Annotated in this window: 23 protein-coding genes; 12 read left to right on the top strand and 11 right to left on the bottom strand. The window is 45.7% G+C overall.

All coding sequences use genetic code 11. From position 1 onward, the window contains the following. Positions 1-48 precede the first annotated feature (48 nt). From TBC1_RS18235 to rnk, 4 genes are all read left to right on the top strand, one after another. The gene (locus TBC1_RS18235; protein ID WP_262490407.1) at positions 49-180 is read left to right on the top strand and encodes a hypothetical protein; all 132 of its coding nucleotides are present in this window, start codon (positions 49-51) and stop codon (positions 178-180) included. Between the two features lie 102 nt (positions 181-282). Then, on the top strand, positions 283-645 hold the full coding sequence (locus TBC1_RS05115) for a hypothetical protein (RefSeq protein WP_062039428.1): 363 nt from the start codon (positions 283-285) through the stop codon (positions 643-645). A 23-nt stretch (positions 646-668) separates the two neighbouring features. Then, positions 669-2,324 carry an outer membrane protein assembly factor BamB family protein gene (locus TBC1_RS05110; RefSeq protein WP_062039425.1) on the top strand — a complete coding sequence of 552 codons (1,656 nt, stop codon included), beginning with the start codon at positions 669-671 and terminating at the stop codon, positions 2,322-2,324. A gap of 468 nt (positions 2,325-2,792) precedes the next feature. Further along, positions 2,793-3,203, top strand: coding sequence for a nucleoside diphosphate kinase regulator (gene rnk, locus TBC1_RS05105; protein WP_062039422.1), 411 nt, complete (start codon positions 2,793-2,795; stop codon positions 3,201-3,203). A gap of 19 nt (positions 3,204-3,222) precedes the next feature. Here the strand turns inward: rnk and TBC1_RS05100 are convergent, their stop codons facing one another. The 3 genes from TBC1_RS05100 to TBC1_RS17935 form a co-directional block, all read right to left on the bottom strand. Continuing rightward, positions 3,223-3,795: a non-canonical purine NTP diphosphatase gene (locus TBC1_RS05100; protein ID WP_062039419.1), complete on the bottom strand. Its 573-nt coding sequence runs from the start codon at positions 3,793-3,795 to the stop codon at positions 3,223-3,225. 21 nt (positions 3,796-3,816) lie between these two features. Further along, positions 3,817-4,290, bottom strand: coding sequence for a 23S rRNA (pseudouridine(1915)-N(3))-methyltransferase RlmH (gene rlmH, locus TBC1_RS05095; RefSeq protein ID WP_062039415.1), 474 nt, complete (start codon positions 4,288-4,290; stop codon positions 3,817-3,819). Between the two features lie 65 nt (positions 4,291-4,355). Next, positions 4,356-4,523, bottom strand: a complete 168-nt coding sequence (locus tag TBC1_RS17935) for a hypothetical protein (protein ID WP_154669511.1) — start codon at positions 4,521-4,523, stop codon at positions 4,356-4,358. Positions 4,524-4,772: 249 nt separating this feature from the next. Here TBC1_RS17935 and TBC1_RS05085 point away from each other — a divergent pair, with 249 nt between their 5' ends. From TBC1_RS05085 to TBC1_RS05055, 7 genes are all read left to right on the top strand, one after another. After that, positions 4,773-5,132 (top strand): DUF4783 domain-containing protein, encoded by a 360-nt coding sequence (locus TBC1_RS05085; RefSeq protein WP_172668833.1) that lies wholly within the window; start codon positions 4,773-4,775, stop codon positions 5,130-5,132. Positions 5,133-5,157: 25 nt separating this feature from the next. Then, positions 5,158-5,994, top strand: a complete 837-nt coding sequence (gene nadC / locus TBC1_RS05080) for a carboxylating nicotinate-nucleotide diphosphorylase (RefSeq protein ID WP_062042792.1) — start codon at positions 5,158-5,160, stop codon at positions 5,992-5,994. A gap of 9 nt (positions 5,995-6,003) precedes the next feature. After that, positions 6,004-6,966 (top strand): YihY/virulence factor BrkB family protein, encoded by a 963-nt coding sequence (locus TBC1_RS05075; protein ID WP_062039405.1) that lies wholly within the window; start codon positions 6,004-6,006, stop codon positions 6,964-6,966. Positions 6,967-7,092: 126 nt separating this feature from the next. Continuing rightward, a complete protein-coding gene (locus TBC1_RS05070; RefSeq protein WP_062039403.1) occupies positions 7,093-8,049 on the top strand; it encodes a T9SS type A sorting domain-containing protein in 957 nt (318 codons plus the stop codon). Between the two features lie 292 nt (positions 8,050-8,341). Then, positions 8,342-8,530, top strand: a complete 189-nt coding sequence (locus TBC1_RS18280) for a T9SS type B sorting domain-containing protein (RefSeq protein WP_137305645.1) — start codon at positions 8,342-8,344, stop codon at positions 8,528-8,530. Between the two features lie 65 nt (positions 8,531-8,595). Further along, entirely contained in the window at positions 8,596-10,050 is a 1,455-nt protein-coding gene (locus TBC1_RS05060) for a lipopolysaccharide biosynthesis protein (protein WP_062039396.1), read from the top strand. After that, positions 10,035-11,885 carry a capsular polysaccharide export protein, LipB/KpsS family gene (locus TBC1_RS05055; RefSeq protein ID WP_062039393.1) on the top strand — a complete coding sequence of 617 codons (1,851 nt, stop codon included), beginning with the start codon at positions 10,035-10,037 and terminating at the stop codon, positions 11,883-11,885. Before TBC1_RS05060 ends, TBC1_RS05055 begins: the two co-directional genes overlap by 16 nt. Here the strand turns inward: TBC1_RS05055 and TBC1_RS05050 are convergent. From TBC1_RS05050 to TBC1_RS05025, 6 genes are all read right to left on the bottom strand, one after another. Next, a complete protein-coding gene (locus TBC1_RS05050) occupies positions 11,854-12,549 on the bottom strand; it encodes an acylneuraminate cytidylyltransferase family protein (protein WP_062039391.1) in 696 nt (231 codons plus the stop codon). The two genes, TBC1_RS05055 and TBC1_RS05050, sit on opposite strands and share 32 nt — an antisense overlap. After that, the gene (locus tag TBC1_RS05045) at positions 12,546-13,601 is read right to left on the bottom strand and encodes a nucleotidyltransferase family protein (protein ID WP_062039388.1); all 1,056 of its coding nucleotides are present in this window, start codon (positions 13,599-13,601) and stop codon (positions 12,546-12,548) included. Before TBC1_RS05045 ends, TBC1_RS05050 begins: the two co-directional genes overlap by 4 nt. After that, positions 13,582-14,691, bottom strand: coding sequence for a UDP-N-acetylglucosamine 2-epimerase (neuC, locus tag TBC1_RS05040; protein WP_062039385.1), 1,110 nt, complete (start codon positions 14,689-14,691; stop codon positions 13,582-13,584). The genes TBC1_RS05045 and neuC overlap by 20 nt, the downstream gene beginning before the upstream one ends. Then, positions 14,688-15,710 (bottom strand): N-acetylneuraminate synthase, encoded by a 1,023-nt coding sequence (gene neuB, locus TBC1_RS05035; RefSeq protein ID WP_062039382.1) that lies wholly within the window; start codon positions 15,708-15,710, stop codon positions 14,688-14,690. The genes neuC and neuB overlap by 4 nt, the downstream gene beginning before the upstream one ends. After that, positions 15,703-16,353 (bottom strand): acetyltransferase, encoded by a 651-nt coding sequence (locus TBC1_RS05030; protein WP_082189486.1) that lies wholly within the window; start codon positions 16,351-16,353, stop codon positions 15,703-15,705. The genes neuB and TBC1_RS05030 overlap by 8 nt, the downstream gene beginning before the upstream one ends. Before the next feature lie 109 nt (positions 16,354-16,462). Continuing rightward, positions 16,463-16,990, bottom strand: a complete 528-nt coding sequence (locus tag TBC1_RS05025) for a KdsC family phosphatase (protein WP_062039379.1) — start codon at positions 16,988-16,990, stop codon at positions 16,463-16,465. A 213-nt stretch (positions 16,991-17,203) separates the two neighbouring features. Between TBC1_RS05025 and TBC1_RS05020 the strand changes: the two genes are divergently transcribed. After that, the gene (locus tag TBC1_RS05020; protein ID WP_172668831.1) at positions 17,204-18,193 is read left to right on the top strand and encodes an NAD(P)H-dependent glycerol-3-phosphate dehydrogenase; all 990 of its coding nucleotides are present in this window, start codon (positions 17,204-17,206) and stop codon (positions 18,191-18,193) included. Here the strand turns inward: TBC1_RS05020 and TBC1_RS05015 are convergent. After that, positions 18,162-18,806, bottom strand: a complete 645-nt coding sequence (locus TBC1_RS05015) for a CatB-related O-acetyltransferase (protein ID WP_062039373.1) — start codon at positions 18,804-18,806, stop codon at positions 18,162-18,164. The genes TBC1_RS05020 and TBC1_RS05015 overlap by 32 nt on opposite strands. A gap of 75 nt (positions 18,807-18,881) precedes the next feature. Continuing rightward, positions 18,882-19,982 carry a non-hydrolyzing UDP-N-acetylglucosamine 2-epimerase gene (gene wecB / locus TBC1_RS05010; RefSeq protein WP_062039370.1) on the bottom strand — a complete coding sequence of 367 codons (1,101 nt, stop codon included), beginning with the start codon at positions 19,980-19,982 and terminating at the stop codon, positions 18,882-18,884. Positions 19,983-19,988 lie beyond the last annotated feature (6 nt).

Here is a 19,988-nt window from a genome sequence, read left to right as displayed (position 1 = left end):
TAAATATTACGTATTGTTGAAAAGTTACGGTTTGAAATGGGCTCTAGGGTGTTGGAAGGAATAAGTAAGCTGGACTTTCCATCCGATGGAAGGGTCTTCTTTGAGTTCCTGCCGGGAGACAAGGCCATTCTGGCGACTTTCGGCAATCAGTTGCTGCTGTGGAACATTCCTCAGGATTAACTGGAATTATAGATACAGGAACTAAATGATGAAATACAACACTGTCAGATTGATGAACCTGCCAATTTAAGTCTTGTTTTTTTAACAATAATCTGAATATTCATGAAAAGACTGCTTGTTTTGTGCCTTTTGTTGCCGGTACTCTATGCCTCGGGGCAGAAAAAGCCCTTTTACCAGATAAAGGATGAAATCATCGGAAAAGCCATTGCAGAACTAGATTCTGTCTCATCAGCACCCGGATCGGCTTTTTTCAGGGAAATCAGTGAAAGTAACCTCAGCGGAACATATGTATTTGATATAACCCTGCGCGAAAAGGGTGAAGTGGCAACTGTATTTGTGGTGAACGAAGGTGCAAACCACATTGCCATGCAAAACCGCCTGAAAGACATTGTAAAACGTTACCGGTTCGGATTCAGGGTACCCAAAGGAAAAAGCTATAAATTCCAGTATACATTCAAGTTTTAATCAACACCAAACACTTCAGTTTTATGAAAAAACACTTTCTGTTACCGATTGCTTTATATGCAGGATTAATTTCGGCAAAAGCCCAGGACGACATGCCGCTGGTATGGGAATCGCGCATGGATCACAAGATTGTTCATACAGGTACCGGAACCGAGGAGCGTGGTTTCAGCTATGCTGCCTCCGACAAGGAGATTACAGTTTTTGACAACAAAACCGGGAAACCTAAATGGAATAAAAAATTCAAAGAACTTGCCCCGAAACTGAGCAAAATTGATGACCTTATCCCTTTCTGGGAGTCTGATGTCATCTTTCTTTTTGACCGTAAAATGGGAAAAGATGTGCTGGCTGTTGTAGAGATGGAAAGTGGTAATTTTCTGTGGTCAACAGATAAATACCAGGATGTTGATGAAGAGAATGTAGTGTACATTCCGGAGGAACAAAGCTTTGCAATTTCTCTCAAGAAGGAACTTGTATTTATCCGGGCAAGGACAGGAGAGGAGCGGTGGTCGACCACAAAGTTCAAAGGTGTGGTGGGCAAGTATGCCATTACGACTGACGGATATATGGTAATGGTCAACTTTGTGCCGAGCTCACTGGGCGCCCTGTTCACGGGATTTAAAAATCAGATAGCGAAAATCAATATCCGGAATGGTGATATCATTTGGGAGAATACTTATATTGGAAGGGCTGAGCGAAAGGTAATATCCCGTGAGTTTTTATATGATCTTTTTATTGACGGGGATAAAGTAATGCTTATGATGAACGGTTATCAGGTGTATGACTTGAAAACCGGTGCCAGCTTATGGTCTGCGGCATTCGATTACACCCCTGACGGATTGGGCAAACGGCCGGCAAATGCCAAAAAATTTGGCGTTTATGGTGCGGTGGCTGATCCGGTGAGGGTTGGCGATGACCTTTATGTGCTGGATATGTCGAACCGGAGGAGTCAATATATTAAGAAGTATGACGCCAACTCAGGTAAACTGTTGTGGACCTCTCCTGAAATTAAAGAAGCGCGGGCAATTCCGAATATGTATATCATGGGAGATAAAATAGTACTTCAGATTGGCGGAAATGTTGAAGCTCAGGCTTATATTTACCGGAGGACACAGAACGCCGATGGCTCTGTTTCGGTTTATGAAGAATGGAAGATCTGGTATCCCAATGTTAAACCCAACGGGGTTCAGGCATTCAACACCAGCGACGGTTCGCTGGTGTGGGATTCCGAGCGGTTCCGCAAAGGCATCACCAACATGATAGAAGCAGGCGGCAATGTGATCGTTTCAAGCGGAAAAGCTTTGTATTCAATGGATATCAATACCGGCAAGGAGTTGTACGAGGTTCCTGTGGCTAAAGGCGGTGTCGGCAACGCCCAGATGATTTTCCCGTATAAAGATATGGTGGCCGTAATCGGCGAAAAAGGAGTGTCAACCTTCAAAATGAGCAATGGCGACCTGGTGGCAAACGGAAAATATAAAACATCCCTGCTCGAAGACCGGTTCGACAACATTGTGATTATGAAGACCGAAGGTGCCGATATTGCCGCATTTGATCTGAATACATGTAAGTACCTTGAGTTTAAGGCACGCAAGGGAGCAACCACTTCGCTCACAACCGAAGGTGAATATGTTTATGTATATGAGAATAAAACGGTCAGCAAAGTGCGAACCGGTAAGTAATTGATCAGGCATACAATAATACAAGGGTGGACTGCAGTAACGGGTCCACCCTTGTGTTTTATAACATGACCCGGATTTTCAGCTTGCTGCCTGGTTTATTATCCTGAAATTTCAGGATTTCCAGTGGTATCGGAAATATTTAACTTCTGCCTCCGGCGAATGGACTGCTTGCATTAGCAACTTGCCGTATCTGTTATATATTTTGGATTTATCTTAAATAGCTAATGGTCAATTATTTAACGATAGGATTGAGGCTCGCGGGAGACAAAGTGGTTTATAACTGAAACGTCAAAAGTATTGTCTTGTATTGCCTGGTTCACTGATTATTACTATCTTTGACGCAAACATTTTCCGGTATGCAGATCATCTTGCATTCTTATTTTACACCCACCGACTAGGAAAGACCTTACCCTATTTATACAGGCCGGGTCTCTCCCGGCTTTTTCTTTTTCAAAACATTTGATAATCATGAAGGAAATCATCATCAGTTCACTTGACATGGCGCGTCTGCGCGGCCATATTGCCAAAGCAAGAAGCGGCGGCATCAATGCTCCCATCAATCTGAATCCCCTGCAGGCCGAACTCGACAGGGCCAAAATACTGCCACCCGAAAAAATGCCTCCGGATGTAGTTACCATGCATTCTATCGTAAAACTCGATTACCTGAACAGTGACAAATCCATGCAGATACAGATCGTTTACCCGCATGAAGCAGACTCCAGGCAGCAGAAAATTTCTGTATTCGCGCCTGTTGCAACGGCCCTGCTCGGATATCGCAAGGGGGATACCGTTAAATGGAAAGTTCCAACAGGAGAGGCCGAGTTGAGGATATCGGAAATTATTTATCAGCCTGAAGCTTCAGGTGATATGGAATTATAAGGGTTGCCGGCGGTGTTTATTATTTAAGAAATTCTGCCAGCTTATTTACTGCCAAAGCCCGGTGGCTGATCGTATTCTTCAGTTCAGGGGGCATTTCCGCAAAGGTTTGATCGTATCCGTGAGGGATAAAAACAGGATCATAGCCGAATCCGGAAGTGCCCCTTCTTTCATGAATGATATTTCCGTTGATCACTCCTTCAAACAAATGCACTTTTCCTCCCATGATCAGCGCAATAACCGTTTTAAAGCGGGCTTTCCGGTTGGTTTGTCCGTTTAACTCGTGCAGCAATTTGGTGACATTATCGTCATAACTGCACCCTTCGCCTGCGTAACGGGCCGAGAACACTCCCGGCCGGCCGTCGAGCGCTTCCACCTCAAGCCCGGTATCGTCCGCAAAGCAATCGTAACCGTATTGTTCTACCACGTATCTGGCTTTCATCAGGGCATTGCCTTCAATGGTATCGCTGGTTTCGGGGATATCTTCATGGCAGTTGATGCCGTTCAGGGTTACAAGATGATATTTGCCGCTGAGGATGGAACTGACCTCTTCAAGTTTATGGCGGTTGTTGGTAGCAAAGACCAGTGATTTCATGCTTCGGGGATAAGGATTATTTCAGGAGTTGTGGTATGGCTCGTTTTTCAGTATGGTGAAAGCCCGGTACAGCTGTTCCGTGAAAAACAGACGTACCATCTGGTGAGAAAATGTCATGGATGATAAGGAGACCAGGGCGTCTGCAGCCGCATAAACTTCGTCTGAGAAACCATAGGCCCCCCCGATCACAAACATCAGGTGGCGGGTGCCTGCATTCATAATTTTCTGAATCCATGCTGCAAAATCTTCAGATGAATAGGATTTGCCCTTTTCATCCAGCAGAACAATCTGGTCGGCACCGGCAAAATGCCTCAACATCAGCTTACCTTCAGCATCTTTCAGTTGTTGCGGATTCAGTTGCCTGAAATTCTTTGGCGGTATAATATCAATCACATCAAACCGTATGTAATGAGACAGCCTTCCGGTGTATTCCCCGGTTCCTGTAGTTAACCAGGAAGCATCGGTTTTTCCGGTCTGAAGCAGGGTGATGCGCATCGTTGAATTTATTGCAAAAATAGCCTTTTTCAATTATTTTACTGAATCTGAAATTTCAATGGCATTCATCCTTTTTCAGCAACGGTACCTGCCATGATTTGCTGGTATTGATTGTGCTGCAATCTCAAAAAATAATTCCGGCGTCTCAGTCCTGAAAGAGCCCGGAATTTTAATAAACAGTAAATCAGTCTTTTGTAATCAATTTGTAATTTATCAACACCTTTTTCCATCATAACCGGACTGGTTTTGGTCTGGATTTTGAAAACATTAATCCCTGTATTCACAAGTGTCCTGAAAGATTCCGAATTACAGGGGCGCGTAAACAATTTGTTTTCGCCGGATTTATGTTTACATTTGGTTCGGTTTTTGATAAATTTTATAAATTGAATGGCAACCGGGTTATTTTAACTGCTGCTGTCTTAAAATTTAAAGGGATGGAATTAATTGGAAAAATTCGTATAACATTAATATGCAGCATTTTAATGTTGCTTCTTCCGGCTTTAGTACCGGCTCAGGATGTGATTGCCAAAGTGGCTGCATCCATTCGTACGGCCAATGCCAGGGAGCTGAGCAATCATTTCAATGCAACCATCGATCTGAGTGTGCCGGGCACCGAAGGGACATTCAGTAAAGCGCAATCAGAAATTATCATGCGGAATTTTTTCACAAAGTATCCGCCTGCCTCTTACACGCAAAGCCATCAGGGTCAGTCAAAAGACGGCTCTCAGTATGCTATCGGCATGTATAAATCCGGAAACGCCGTATTCAGAGCCTATTACCTGATTAAAACGGTGAACGGAAAACCCGCCATTCATCAGCTGAAGTTTGAAAACGAAGAATAACCAAGAAAGATCCCTGTTGAATCCGATGCTGACCATTGATGAGATTATTGCCAATGCCCTGATCGAAGATGTAGGTGATGGCGACCATACTTCATTATCGACAATTCCTGAAGATGCTACCGGCAAGGCTAAGTTGCTGGTAAAACAGGAGGGCATACTATCGGGTATGGATATTGCCGCCCGGGTTTTTTTACTGGTGGATCCGCGTATCGTCATGCATCCTCTCATGAAGGATGGTGATGCCATTCAGCCCGGTGATATCGCTTTTACTGTTGAAGGGCCCTCTGCATCCATTCTTAAGGCTGAGCGGCTGGTGCTGAATTTTATGCAGCGTATGAGCGGGATTGCCACCACAACATCACAATATGTCAGGCAACTGGAGGGGCTTAACACACGTGTACTTGATACCCGCAAAACCACCCCCCTGATGCGTGCAATCGAGAAAATGGCCGTGAAGCACGGAGGCGGGCACAATCACCGGTTCGGCTTGTATGATATGATTATGATCAAAGACAATCATGTGGATTTTGCCGGCGGTATTGCCAAAGCCATTCATGCAGCAAAAAAATACCTGGAGAAAAACGGTAGAGACCTGCAGATCGAGGTCGAGGTGAGAAACTTTGATGAATTGAGACAGGTTCTTGATACGGGCGGGGTCAACCGGATTATGCTGGATAATTTCAGCCCCGAAAACCTCAGGAAAGCGGTTGAAATGATCGCAGGAAAATATGAAACAGAGGCTTCCGGAGGGATTACCCTGGAAACCATCAGGCAACATGCCGAAACCGGGGTAGATTTTGTTTCTGTGGGAGCGCTTACGCATCAGATAAAGAGCCTTGACCTGAGCCTGAAGGCCTGTTAAAGAGCCGGTATGAAAAAACTAGCCGAACGCATCACCGGTTATTCTCTGAGTGTCTACAACAGGGTGTTGCGCAGCCGGCAGGTCAGGAAGCTGCTGATCTGGTCCAAGCGCCTGGTATTACCCGGATTTGACGGAGTTCCACTTTATTATGTTGCAGAGTTTTTTGTAAAGGGCATACAGAAGGGAGCCATTACCAACCGGGCGGCTGCACTTTCGTTTAATTTCTTTCTTGCAATTTTTCCGGCCTTACTGTTTTTTTTCTCACTGATTCCATACATTCCCATTGACAATTTCCAGGACAGCCTTTTGAGCCTGCTCAGCGAATTTATCCCTGAAAAGGTATGGGCAACCGTTGAAGACACCATTTTTGATATTGTGAAACGGCCGCAGGGAGGAGTGCTCTCCATAGGTTTCCTGATGGCCATGTACTTCTCCACCAACAGCGTAACCAGCCTGATGGAGGCTTTCAATCAGACTTACCATTCCATAGAAACACGTTCGGCCATGCGCCAGCGGCTGGTTGCCATCGGTCTGGTATTCCTGTTGTCGGTCCTTGTCATCATCGCCATTGCTCTGATTACATTCGGTCCGATGGTGCTGAAATGGCTTGAATCGCATGGCCTGCTTACCGATAAGGTTGGGATTTTCATGCTATCGGCAGGGAAATGGATTATCACACTTGCCCTGCTCTTTTTTGCCTTTTCGTTTCTTTTTTATTTTGCCCCCAGCCGGAAACTAAGGTTCCGGTTTATTTCCGCAGGCTCCACCATTACCACCCTGCTTTTTATTGCTGCTTCTGTCGGTTTTAACTATTATGTGAATAATTTCGCAAAATACAATACCCTTTACGGCTCGATCGGAACTTTGATCATTTTTATGCTTTGGATATATTTTAATGCAATCATCATATTGCTTGGCTTTGAGTTGAATGCAAGTATTTCGGTGGCCGGAAAGAACAAAAAATCATTGTAACCGGTCATAGGATGAATGTTAGTCTTGTTTGAGCTTGATTTTAAAAAAAATCGATAATAACGCAAAGTGCCTGTTAAAGAACATTTTAAATAATCCGGTAAGTAATAACATTAAATTATTAAAGCGATGAGATTAAGTAATTGTATTACCTGTGTTTTACTCGCGCTGAATGCGCTGTCCTTCGCTCAGACGGACTCGATTTCAACCAATATTTATCAGTATAACGGGAATCTCGGGATCGGAACTGCTTTCCCTGGTTCAAAGTTTACGCTGGTTACTGACGAGGTTGTGTCATATCCTCAGTATGGGATCATGAGTATAAGGAATAATCATTATGCGACCTATGACGGGTTTTCTGCAAGCGATATTCATTATGTAGGAAGCCTGATTAATGGCAGGCGGTCGCGCGGAACGGTTGATTTTCCTCAGGATGTTGTCACAGGTGACCGGTTGACAGGAATCGTTTCATCCATGTTTTACAACAACGAGTTCAGATTTAATTCGAGTATTTTGTTTTACGCAGGCAGGGGACTTGATTATGGAAGTTATCCGTCGTACATCGTTTTCAATACTACAGACCGTTATGAAACGGTAAGTTCCGAGCGAATGAGGCTTGCTGAAAACGGATTTTTGGGATTAGGAACCGGAGATCCTGCTGCCAGACTTCAGATTGCAGATGGGGATATTTATCTTGAAGATATTAACAGGGGTATAATCATGAAATCACCGGATGGACAATGCTGGAAAGGAGTGATGAGTAATGAGGGCAACCTGGTTTTTTCTGCAGTTAATTGTCCGGAATATGTACCTGTCGATTCGGAAATCACCGTTAAAAATAATACTGAAACGGTTGTTTTTCCAAATCCGGCCGGAGATGTGTTGAATGTTTCATTAAATGATGCCTTTAATGGCGTAGTTCATTATACAATACAGGATACCGGTGGCAGGATTTGTCTTTCTTCGACCGCCGGGCCGGGTAATTTTGTTATCGACCTGACCCGGCTTGCTCCAGGATCATATTTACTCAGGATAAGAAACCCATTCGGTGATTTAATTTCATCAAGAAAGTTCATCAGACAATGAGTCAGGTTATTTTTTGTGAAAAGGCATTGAAGCAAAAAATGTTTAAAGATTTTTTGTGAAGTTTTCCGGTGGAATTTAAGTGTTTTTTCATTACCAGACTTTGGTATAAAGAAATGCACGGGGTTTCACTCAATATTGCTGTTAATTGCAATGAGCGCCTTTTTGGTTATTTGCTTTTTCAGAATGATGTGTTTAAGCCACTGTCGTTGCCGGATGGAATTATTCAATTTTACTTGCCATCAATAGATGAACACCTCAGGATTCCTTTTTATTTCTCTGTTGGTACTGCTTTATAAATCGTTTAGGCGCCGTGCTTTTTTCAACCAATGACTTGCATGAAAGCTGGGATGGTACATTTAAAGGAAAAAAGTGTCCTCAGGGCGTTTATTATGTATGTGTTCAGTTTGACTGCTGCAATGATCCTGGGCAGTTTACTCCTGAAATTGTTTACGGATCGGTTACTTTGCACAGAAAACTATAACAGGATACAAATTTCTTTGATTTCTTTTATTCCTCTTATCTTTGCCTTTCCAGTACAAACGGGTAATGAGTGTTGACGTAAAGGAGCACCTGAAACTTTCATTTATCTACACGGCAGTTGCCGCGTTTGCGCCTGTACTTCAGGTTATTATACAGCCTGTATATGAAGGGAGTGACATGCTTGGCGCTGTGGACTTCTCTCAATTGGCTATCACAGAGCTTTTTACCTCGCTGATATTTGCCGTTTCCCTTTTCTCGATGGGAAACGCCATTTCCAGGTTTTACTATGATGTAGAGCCGGATTCTCCGGGTTATCATCGTCTGGTTTCCGGTGTCTTCTCGTCAATCCTGTTCCGGGGACTTATATTATTCGCTCTTGCCTGGATCTTCAGGGACTACATCGGACAACTGTTTCATCAGCCTCAGTTGCAGGATTTCTCAAAATATGGTTTTGCATGTATCGTTACCGGGGTAGGAAGGGCTGTCAATATAACTGCTGCTGCTTTATTCAGGAATGAAAAGAAGATCCTTTCCTTCGTCCTGGTAAGCATGGGCCTGGGCGTTTTCCGCACCGGCTTTCAGTTGGCCGGGCTTTTCTTTTTTGAAATGTCTTTTATCGGTTATATCACCGGCAGCGCCATTGGTACCGGTCTGGTTGCATTGGCTGTGCTGATATATATTTACAGCAAATCGGGATTCCGCGCCGACAGGGCCCTGATGAAGGAGATAAACAGGTTTGCTTTCCCGCTTACGCAGTACAGTGTAATTGTATGGGCGCTTACATATGCCGACCGGTTTATGCTTGAACGCTTTCCCGTTGACCTGGGGATTTATAATACGGCTGTGAATTTTGCGGCAGGTATTGCCATTGTTTTACAGGGACTGCAGGGCGCCAACCAGCCTGAAGTGTTCAGGGTGATGAAGGAAGGAATTTCCGAAAAGCAGGATGAAATCCGTCAGCTTTCCAATATATTGCTGATGCAGAGTATGATCATCGTGGTATTTGCCATCCTGCCCACCATGCTGTACCTGCATCTTTTCTATGAAACAGATGTAAGGCAGGCATACGGACTGGTTTCACTCGTTTTTATGCGAAGCTTACTCCGGACCCAGTTTATTGTCTTTTCTTACCCGGCTTATTATCTGAAAAAGACAAAAATCTTTCTTTATCTGAATTCAGGCGCAATGGTTATCAACCTGTTGCTGAATTATCTGCTTATCCCGCAATTCTCTTACTTCGGGGCCATCGCTGCCGGCCTGATTTCCGATCTGGTGATGGTCTCAGGGATTTTTTATTATCAAAAGCGGATTGTGGATATCAAATGGAGTTTGCGGAAAACTGTGTTGTTCCCCCTGATAATCATACTTTTTACTGTGGTTGCAGAAATTGTAAGGGTCAATGCCGGGTTTGATCCGTTTATCACGGCTGTGCTGATTACCATGCTGGCATCGTCGGGTTTGATCTACCTTTACCGTAACGAATTGAATATTTTTATCCGGAAAAGATGGAAACGATCCTGATATTCCGAAAACCGGGGTTGGATGAAATTGAAGAAATCAGGAAGCTTCATATCCCTGATTCATGTCGTATTTTTTTCCTGCCCGGGCTCATTGAACCTGAAAAATTTCCGGGTTTTAAAGTTTTACCGATACCGGGACAACTTATCCGCGACGCTGACCGCGAGCTTTTATCCGGTATCCTGGAATTTGGCGACAGGTATGCCGGCGAGGCAAGCGTAAGTGAATTGCTTAATTTGGGTGGTTTGCCGCTGTGGCATTATCAACGTTTCAGGATATATTTTCGGCTCCAGCCGGTTTTCCGGATCCGGAAGGTATTGAAACATTTCAGCCAGGCAGAGGGGACCGTATTTGCTTATTGCAACTTTCCGCCCTTAAAGCTTCATGGTTGCCTGTCACCCGGTATAGTCATCAGGGCGCGTAATGAAGGTGTGAAACAGAAGAAGAATTACAAAGCACTGATAAATTATGCAGTCTTTTTTGTCCTGAGGGTTCTGATCGGATTCTTACGGCCTGTTGGTTCAAAAGGCCGAAAGCACCTGTTAATTGACCGTGCCTTCAGGCAATATTGCAGACACCTGCTTACCATGCAGCCAAAGCTGGATAACTACATCCTTTCTCCGTTATTTGATCTTTCTGATGATGAATTTCTGATCCTTTCGGAAGTTGAGCCTCCCAAGACCAGCGGAAGCGCACATTTTCGTCTGCAAAAGGAATATTTTAGCGGGCAGGGCAGGGGAAACAGAACGCTGTATGGCGAATATGTCCTGTTCAGGGGGTTGCTTTCACCCCGGCTCCATGTCAGACGAAAGCAGTTGATGGATTTGCTGGGAAGGGCATTGAAAACTATTGAACTTTCGGAGATGTCAGTTGAGGAGAGGCTGATATATGAATCCTTTCTGGAGCTTAGCCGCACCAACGCTTTCTTTATCACCAAACACCTTGCTTACCACCGGTATTTCAAAACTCATCATTTTGTAACAGTTTCATCCATCGACGAAAACAGTCCGGCAACACGCTGTATCCTGGATGCTGCCAGGGCATACGGAAGCAGAATTATCGGGATACAGCACGGCAATATCGGGGATGCCCAGCCAGCTTATCTGTACACGAATACGGACAGGAAAAACAGGATCATGGCTGATTTAACACTGGTATGGGGCAGTCATTGGAAGAATGTGCTGGTTACACGGGGCAATTTCAGTCAGGACGCTGTTGTTATCACTGGTCAGATGCGTACGGATCTGATAACCAAGCTTCTGGAAAGGTCTGGTGAATTCAGGGTTAAATTCACTACCCGATCCCATCTGGCGGTATTCGCATCTCAGCCAATGCCTGACAAATCCCTGCGATGGCAGGCTGCCTATGACGTTTTTTCTGCATTCCGCGACCTGGAAGAAGTTGAGCTTGTGGTTAAACTGCATCCGGCGGAGCGGGAATCGGTGGGCTATTACAGCGAAATTGCCCGGAAAGCCGGTCTTAATCAGGTAAGCATTCTTTATGATGTTGATCTGTACGAACTCGTTGCTGCCTGTGACCTGCTGATTACCTGTTATTCCACGGTTGGCGGAGAAGCAGTGTATTTCGGTAAACCATTGATCATACTGGATCATCACGGTGATGATCTTCTGGGTTACCATGCCGAAGGGGTAGCCTGGCAGGTGAAGGATGCCGGGCGCTTAAAGATCATTTCAGATGAAATACTTCGGGGAAGAATGAAGCCTGATCCGGAAAAGTACCGCGAGTTTATTAACCGGTATGCTTTCGCCATCGACGGGGCTGCCACTCAGCGCACTCTTTCAGCCATCAGAGCGGCAGGAGATGATATTTTTCATTGAGAAACTCCGCATAATCCCAGTCAAGTGGCGTATCCAGATCAACGGAATGCAATTCATCCATTACAAATTTGATCACTTTTTTAAATACATGCATGGGGGATTGCTGAAGTGACTGAATGTTAATTACATAAATAGCGCCATTGTATTCCCAAACGGGCGGACAGTCCTGCCTACGGATAAAATTACCCTGCTTTGATTTCTCCAGATAGCCTTCGCTGTTCTCCTCAAAGAGGACAAAATAAGGGTTGGCTTTTGATTCTTTTACTGAAACCACCATGTCGGCTGATGGGGTGAACAGCGCAAAAGCAGTTTCGATGTGTTCCGGAAGCCGGAAAGGTGAGGTTGGCTGAAGGAGGAGTATGCTTTCATAATCGGATCCGGATTCCTGATAGTGTTTCAGCGCGTGGAGCAGCACCTCATACATGCCTGACTGATCAGTGGCGAGTGTTTCCGGACGTAAGAACGGTACTTTATAACCGGCTGAATCAACCAATGCTGCGATCTCAGGGCTGTCGGTTGTTATGCAGATATCTTTATCCGCCCCGAATTGACGGGCCAGCTCCAGTGTATGAAGTATCAGTGGTTTGCCTGCGAACGGACGGATGTTCTTCCCGGGAATCCCTTTTGATCCTCCCCTTGCCGGGATGATAATTAAGGTTTTCATGAAAATCGTATGTGTTTGATTTCTTCCCTGGCTTTTTCCAGATCCTCTTTTCTTCCCAGGTCCATCCAGAAACCATGTATGGGATACTGTATGATTTTTTCGTTGTTGCCGAGTAGGTTATCCATCAGATCAGTGGCGTGAAAGGTGCTTTCAAGCGGAATACGTCTGGCCAGCTTATTTCTGATAAGGTAAATACCTGCGTTGGTGTAATAAGTGTACTGGGGTTTTTCGCGGAAAGACAGGACCCTGTTTTGTTCGGTTTCAAGCACTGCAAACGGCATGTTGACCTTATAGGGAATTGAAGCAACAGCCATTTCCGCCTGCTGAACCTCAAACTCGCTGAAAAAATCTTCCAGATCAATGTTGGTAAGCACATCTGCATTCATTACCAGAATACTTCCAAAATCGAGATGATTGATCATGGATAAGGCGCCCAGCGTACCAAGAGGCCTTTTTTCTTCCAGGTAATTGATCTCAATTCCTTTCGATGATCCATCGCCAAAATATTCCATGATCTGCTTGCCAAGGTAATTAATTGAAATATTGATCCTCGTCATTCCAAAACTGATAAGGTGGTCGATGTTGTGCTCCAGGATGGGTTTTTCACCAACCATCAGCAAAGGCTTGGGTGTGGCATCGGTAAGCGGTCTCAGGCGTTCACCCCGTCCGCCTGCCATCAGCAATACATCGCAGGGCAATATGGATCTGAGTTTCGTCAGATCGGCCAGTCTGATGATGTGGTTATTTTCATCGACCAGCGGCACCATCTTTATCCTTTTCTCCCTGAGATCTTTTATCTGATTGAGCGTAAACTCATGCTGTTTCAGTGAACGGAAACCTGTATTCATGAAATTCCTGACTTCATCGTCAAGGGAAAATTCTTTCAAAAGGCCCCGGCGCACGTCCCCGTCAGTCAGGGTGCCGACCAGCTGATGCTGATCATTCAGAATGAAGATCGTCAGGTTGTCAGGGACTTCATTCAGTTTGCCCAACGCCTGCCTGAGCGGAAGGTGCTCGTTAATCGTGTGTTTCTCAATGTGTGGTAAACTCATTTTTAAGTATTTTGATCATTTTTGCCGCAGCATCTCCTTTGCCGTAAACCGGCTCGAACTCCGGGACAGGGAGGCCGGCGATCTTTCGTGCGGTTTCTGCAATGGAAACGGGGTTAAATTCAAGGTCGATGATGTTTGGGGTTCTGATCCTTCCTTTTTGCCTGTTACCCAGGTTGATGACCCACTTCGGGAAGTAGGAGGCATCATAAAATCCGCTGGATGTATTCCCAATCAGCATTTTGGAGTACTTCATGCAACTTAGATATCCAATGGATCCCAGGTTCTCGAAAAGGTGTACCCCCTTTCTGAGTTGTTTTAGTTGTTGCAGTTTTTCCCGGATTACCTTTCCGAAGGTGTCGGCATTCGGCATGGTGATGACCAGCTGAAAACCGGGGAGGTGCAGCAAAGCTTCCGCAAAAGTTTCGGCCAGCACGATATTTCTTTCGTATGAAACAGTCTCAGGATGCAGGGTTGACAAGATTGTTGGCTGATTAAGATCCACACCGAAGCGTTCCATGAATTCTTCCTGTTTCATCAATTCACAGGATTTCAGCAGGTCGATGCTGAGTGCCCCGGTGTTGAAAACAAGGTTCTTATCTCCCCTGATCTGGATGATTCGCTCTTTATAGGCTTCAGCACAGGCAAAATGGATAGACGCCATCAGGGTAATCGAATGCCGGAATGCGTCATCAATGGCTCCGAGGGTCGTTTCTCCCCCGTGAATATGCCCGAAGCGGATATTGAAAGGTACACCCGATACAACGGCGGCAAACATTTCGAACCGGTCTCCGAGAGCAAAAACCAGATCATATTCACTTTGTGCCCATATCTGACTGAATGCCTGTGTGGTTTTTCCGATTGCAGCGGAAATCTCACCGGGACTGTCATCGGCCGGCATAACTTCAATGCGGTGATCGATGGTAAAACCATCCTTTTCGATCAGTTCAACGGTATAGCCGAATGCGTCTGATAAGTGAGAGCCAAAGACAATGAGGTGCAGGTCAAAAAAGGGATCAGCTTCCATGGCTCTCAGTAAAGGGAGATAGATTCCATAATCGGCCCGCGAACTGGTAAGAACAGCGATTTTCACAGCAGGTGCTCAGGTTTTAATTGTGTATCAGCCTTCAGGTCTGTTTTTAATTTCTTCCCGATAATGGTGTCCAGCAGCATCGGACTGATTCCGTCGCCCGGCCGTTTCATAACCAGGTCCTCATTTGTAAGTGCATGCCCGGCGGGAAGGTTTTTGGACAGATGTATACTTTTACGGGCCGCCGCTATATTTCTGAGTTCCGAAACAGTTGGTGCCTTGATGCCGGATCCCAGGGCTTTTTCAACGTTTCTGATGGCAGCAACCATTGCTGCGAGTTCATCAGGCTCAAGTGAAGCCTTGTGATCAGGGCCGGGCAGATCGCGGCTGATGGTAAAGTGCTTTTCTATGATTGTTGCTCCAAGGGCGGCTGCCGCAATGGGGATTACTATGCCCTTTGTGTGATCGGAGTACCCGGTTTTTACTTTAAAAGTTTCCCTTATTGAATGCATGGCCTTCAGGTTTACTTCTTCCAGCGGCGCGGGATATTCAGTAGTGCAGTGCAATACAGTGATATGATCGGAGGGGGTTCCGTTTCGTTTCAGAACGTCTATGGCATCACCAATCTCTTCGATGGTTGCCATCCCCGTGGACAGGACCACAGGTTTTCCTGATCCTGCAATTTTGCGCAATAAGGGGAGGTTGGTGATTTCACCCGAAGGTATTTTGAACAACTCAATGCCCAACTCATTCAGGAGGTCTATGCTTTCAAGGTCAAATGCCGTCGAAAGGAATTTGATGTTATGTTTTTTACAATGTCTGATTAAGTGAAGATGGGCTTCCTTGTCAAGTTCAAGTTTGGTCAGCATCTGAAGCTGCGACTCGCCTGCAGCAATGCCCTCGTTTGCCTTTTGGTAAGCGGCTTTCTCAGCGCTTGCTGTTACAAGATTTGCAGCCCTGAAGGTCTGGAATTTCACGAAATCAGCGCCAGCCCTGGCTGCAGCTTCAATCAGCTGCTCGGCAAGTTGGAGGTTGCCATTGTGGTTAACACCGGCTTCAGCGATGATGATGGTCCTAAACATAAGTTCGTCCGATAACAGATGCGGGATTGCCGAAATATTTGTGATTATTGCCAATGCTTTTAACAAGAACAGCAGCCGCTCCGATCAGGTTGTCATCTCCGATCGTGATGTTATTGAGAATGGTCGAATTGGTACCTATGAAGTTATTGTCCCCGATCAGGCAGTTGCCGTTAATAATACTCCCGGTTGAGATGTGGTTATTGAAACCCACAATCGTGTCATGCTCAATAATGCAGGAAGTATTTAATATGCAGTTCGGGCCGATTTCAGCGCCTGAATTTACCATCACAAAAGGCATTACAACAGTGCCGGGCCCCAGCCTGGCCCTGCCTGAAACATGGGCTTTGGGTGAAATGATTACAGGGAGATGGCAATTACTGGCCACCAGTTTATCGTAGAGTTTCCAGCGTGGCCGGGAGTTTCTTATATGACCGATAGTTATGAAAAAATTTTTGTATTGCTTTGCCAGTAAGGGAATATCGTCATCATTGGCAATCACTTCATAACCTGATATTTTTTCATGCAGCATCACCTCCTGATCTACTATCCCGGCTATGTGAAACCGGTCTTCACTCTCAATCACATCAATGACCGATCTGCAATGGCCGCCCCCCCCAAATAGTACAATTTCTTCTTTTTTCATTTTCGGGTATACTGAATGAATTGGTTACAGGATGCTGGTTATTGTGAAACTGCAAATTTAACAATAGTTTCAGATGAATGCGACAGACTTCAGCCCGTTGAACAAGACATTAGTATTTAAACTTTGTGATGTTCCGGGTGTATTCATCAATAACCTGGTTAAAAATCCCCTTTTTTCTGGCTATTTCTTCGCAAAATTCCCTGAAGACTCCGTTGCCGCTTGTTTTTGAAAGTGTTAAAGCAGCATTTTCCTTCAGCAACTGCATGGCATTTGCAGGCACTGCACTGAATCCGGCGGCCCGGATCAGTGGCAGGTCATTCAGATCGTCACCCACAAAAGCAGCCTGAGAAAGGGTGAGGTCAAACTTTTTTAATGCCTGTTCCGCTATGTATAGTTTGTTTCTCACGCCGGTATAGATGTGTGCGACTTTCAGGCGTTCCATTCTGTGTTTCAGGCTATTATTGTCTTCTCCCGTCAGAATAACCAATGGAAGTTGCATAATCTTAAGCAAAACTACGCCAATACTGTCTTCGGTTGAGTATGCCCTTAAATGGCACCCGTCTTCCCCTATATAAATCTTTCTGTCGGTCCACACACCGTCAACGTCTGAAAGTACGATTCTGATATCATCCACCATAACACAAATATAATCAGTTCCGCCGGATTTATATTATTCAAAGCTGAAATGTCATGTTTAATGCAATGAATTAAGCTGTGCCACTGTATGCCAGAATTTAAATCGCACCATTGTTGGTTCAATGGAAAATCATTGCTGTCAATCTGTTGCCTCAACCTGCCCTGTGCCAACAGGAATTTCTCGTACCTTTGCCGGGTACCAATTTATTCTGAAATGCCGGAATCAGTCCACATCTGCATCGCCGGAGCCGGAACCCTGGGAACGGCGCTTGGCCATATCCTGGCGGCCAAGCCCGGTCTCGATGTCTCCCTGCTCTCAATAGAAGAACCCGTTGTTTATGATATCAATTCAAAGCATATCAATCCGGCTTATTTTCCGATGATCCGACTGGCCCCCGGCCTGAAAGCCACCACGGACAACACTGTTCTGAGAAAGGCTGATGTTGTATTTGTTGCAATTCCATCCGTTGCCGTTGTTCCTTATATCACAGGCATCAAAGAATGGCTCAAACCCGACGCGCTTCTGGTAAACCTGGCCAAGGGATTCGGTAATGACAACAAGACCATTGTCGAAAACCTGCTTGAAATTACAGGCAATCCGGTATGCACCCTGAAAGGGCCAACCTTCGCCAGGGAAATGATTAACCATATCCCGACCGCCATGACGGTGGGTGCAGAAAGCGAAACGATTTACTTTCAATTGAATCAGATTTTCAGCGGGACAACTATATACACTGATTTTTCCACCGATATCAAAGGCGTGGAAACCCTGAGCATCCTGAAGAATATTTATGCCATTCTTATTGGTATTGTTGATGCGCATTTCGACTCTCCCAATCTGAGGTTTCTTATTTTTACCAAAGCCTTTGATGAAATGCGCAGGGTGCTGCTTTATTACGGAGGCCGGGAGGAGACATTGTTCAGGTATTGCGGTATAGGTGATTTCGGACTTACCGCCCTGAACGACCTCAGCCGCAACCGTACCCTGGGACTGCTTATCGGAAAGGGCTATTTTACGAGTGGTATCTCTGATAAGGTTGTGCTGGAAGGGAAAATTTCAGTCAATATCTTTGTTAGTGAACTGCAAAGGTTGGGGATGCCGGAGAAGGATTATTTCCTGATGAACGAACTGAACAAGGTATTTAACGGCTCTTACAAAATCTCATTGTTTGTCAGCCGTTTGCTTGATCACTCATATTCCTGATAATGGCTTCCGGATTGTCGAATTCCTGAATCCGGGACCTGATTTTTGCATCCTCCCATTCCCACCATGCAGTTTGCTGCAATTCTGCTATGATTTTTTCGTCGAAGCGGTACCGGATATGTCTGGCCGGACTTCCTGCAACGATGCTGTATGGTTCAACATCTTTGTTCACCAGCGAATTGGCCCCGATAATGGCGCCGTTACCCACATTTACTCCGGCCAGAATCACCGCGTTGGCCCCGATCCAGACATCATGCCCGATCACACATGGTTCTGATACCTGTCCGGTGAAAGCCTTATTGGTTTTAACAAATCCGTATTTGCTGTCATAGGCAAAAGGGTGGGTGCTCACCCAACTCACCGGATGGTTGCCCAGCCCAATCTTTACTCCGTATGCAATGGAGCAGAAATTTCCGATGGAGGCGGTATTCCTGTCGATCAGGCAATATTTGTTGATGTAGGTGTATTTGCCGATACGACCTGCGCAGATATGAGATCCATGGCCAATAGTAACGCCCTGCCCGAGCTTCACATGACGGCATAAACCTGCCGCATGAATGGTGCAGGAGGGATTGAGCAGGCGCTGAAGGGTAACCCAGAGGAAATGCTTCATAGTCAGGTGTTGGTTTTTCAGGATTTCCCGTATACGGGAAACTGCATGAAACACTGCATTAATTGCAGGATGAAATTACAAAACTTCTTCCAGAATCCGGATAATTCTTCCGGTCGCTGCTCCATCCCACAATTCGGGGATTCTCCCCTTTTTCCAGTTTCCGTCAAGAATCTGGCGGGCAAGCGCAATGATTGTTTCCGTATCGCAGCCTGCAAGTTCATTGGTTCCCTCCCAAACGGTAACCGGTCGTTCGGTGTTTTCACGCAGGGTGATGCAGGGGATGCCGTATACGGTGGTTTCTTCCTGTATGCCGCCGCTGTCGGTCAGCACGAAGCGGGAGGCGGAAATCAGTTTGCCAAAGTCGAAGTAGCCCAACGGATCGGTCAGTATCAGGTTTTTCATCGAAGCTACATAGTCCTCAAGGCCAAATTCCGAGATCATCTTCCTGGTTCTGGGGTGGATCGGGAAGACGATGGGCAACTCCTGCTGAATGACTTCAAGTGCTGCCAGGATCTTCCTGAAATTATCCATGTTATCAACATTGGAAGGCCGGTGCAGGGTAAGGGAGACAAAATTCCCCGCCTGAAGGCTCAGCGTTTTAAGAATCTCTGATTTGTTGATCAGGTCTTTGGATGCAAGCAGCGTATCAATCATGATATTGCCCACCAGGTGAATTTTTTCAGGAGCATGTCCCTCCGCCAGCAGGTTGTCGACCGCATCCCGCGAAGGCGGCATCAGAATATCGGTGATGGCATCCGTTACCATGCGGTTGATCTCTTCAGGCATGGAGCGGTCGCGGCTGCGGATGCCCGCCTCTACATGGATGATTTTGATTTCCTTTTTTGCGGCAACGATGCTGCATGCCATGGTGGAATTTACATCGCCCACCACCAGGATGGCCTGCGGCTTTTGTTCGTCACATACCGGTTCAAAGCGTTCCATAATTTTTGCCACCTGCCTGGCATGCGTGTCTGAACCGACTTCCAGGGAGATGTCGGGGCGGGGAATGTTCAGTTCATCGAAAAAAGTATCCGACATTTTCACATCATAGTGTTGCCCGGTATGCACCAGTATTGGTTCCAGTTTCGGTGACCTGCGCATGGCATGCATGATGGGTGCGATCTTCATGAAATTCGGCCGGGCGCCGGCTATGATAAGTATTTTAACAGGCTTCATGTCAGG

The sequence above is a fragment of the Lentimicrobium saccharophilum genome (assembly GCF_001192835.1).
GTDB lineage: Bacteria > Bacteroidota > Bacteroidia > Bacteroidales > Lentimicrobiaceae > Lentimicrobium > Lentimicrobium saccharophilum.
This window is presented reverse-complemented; position numbering and strand designations above follow the sequence as displayed.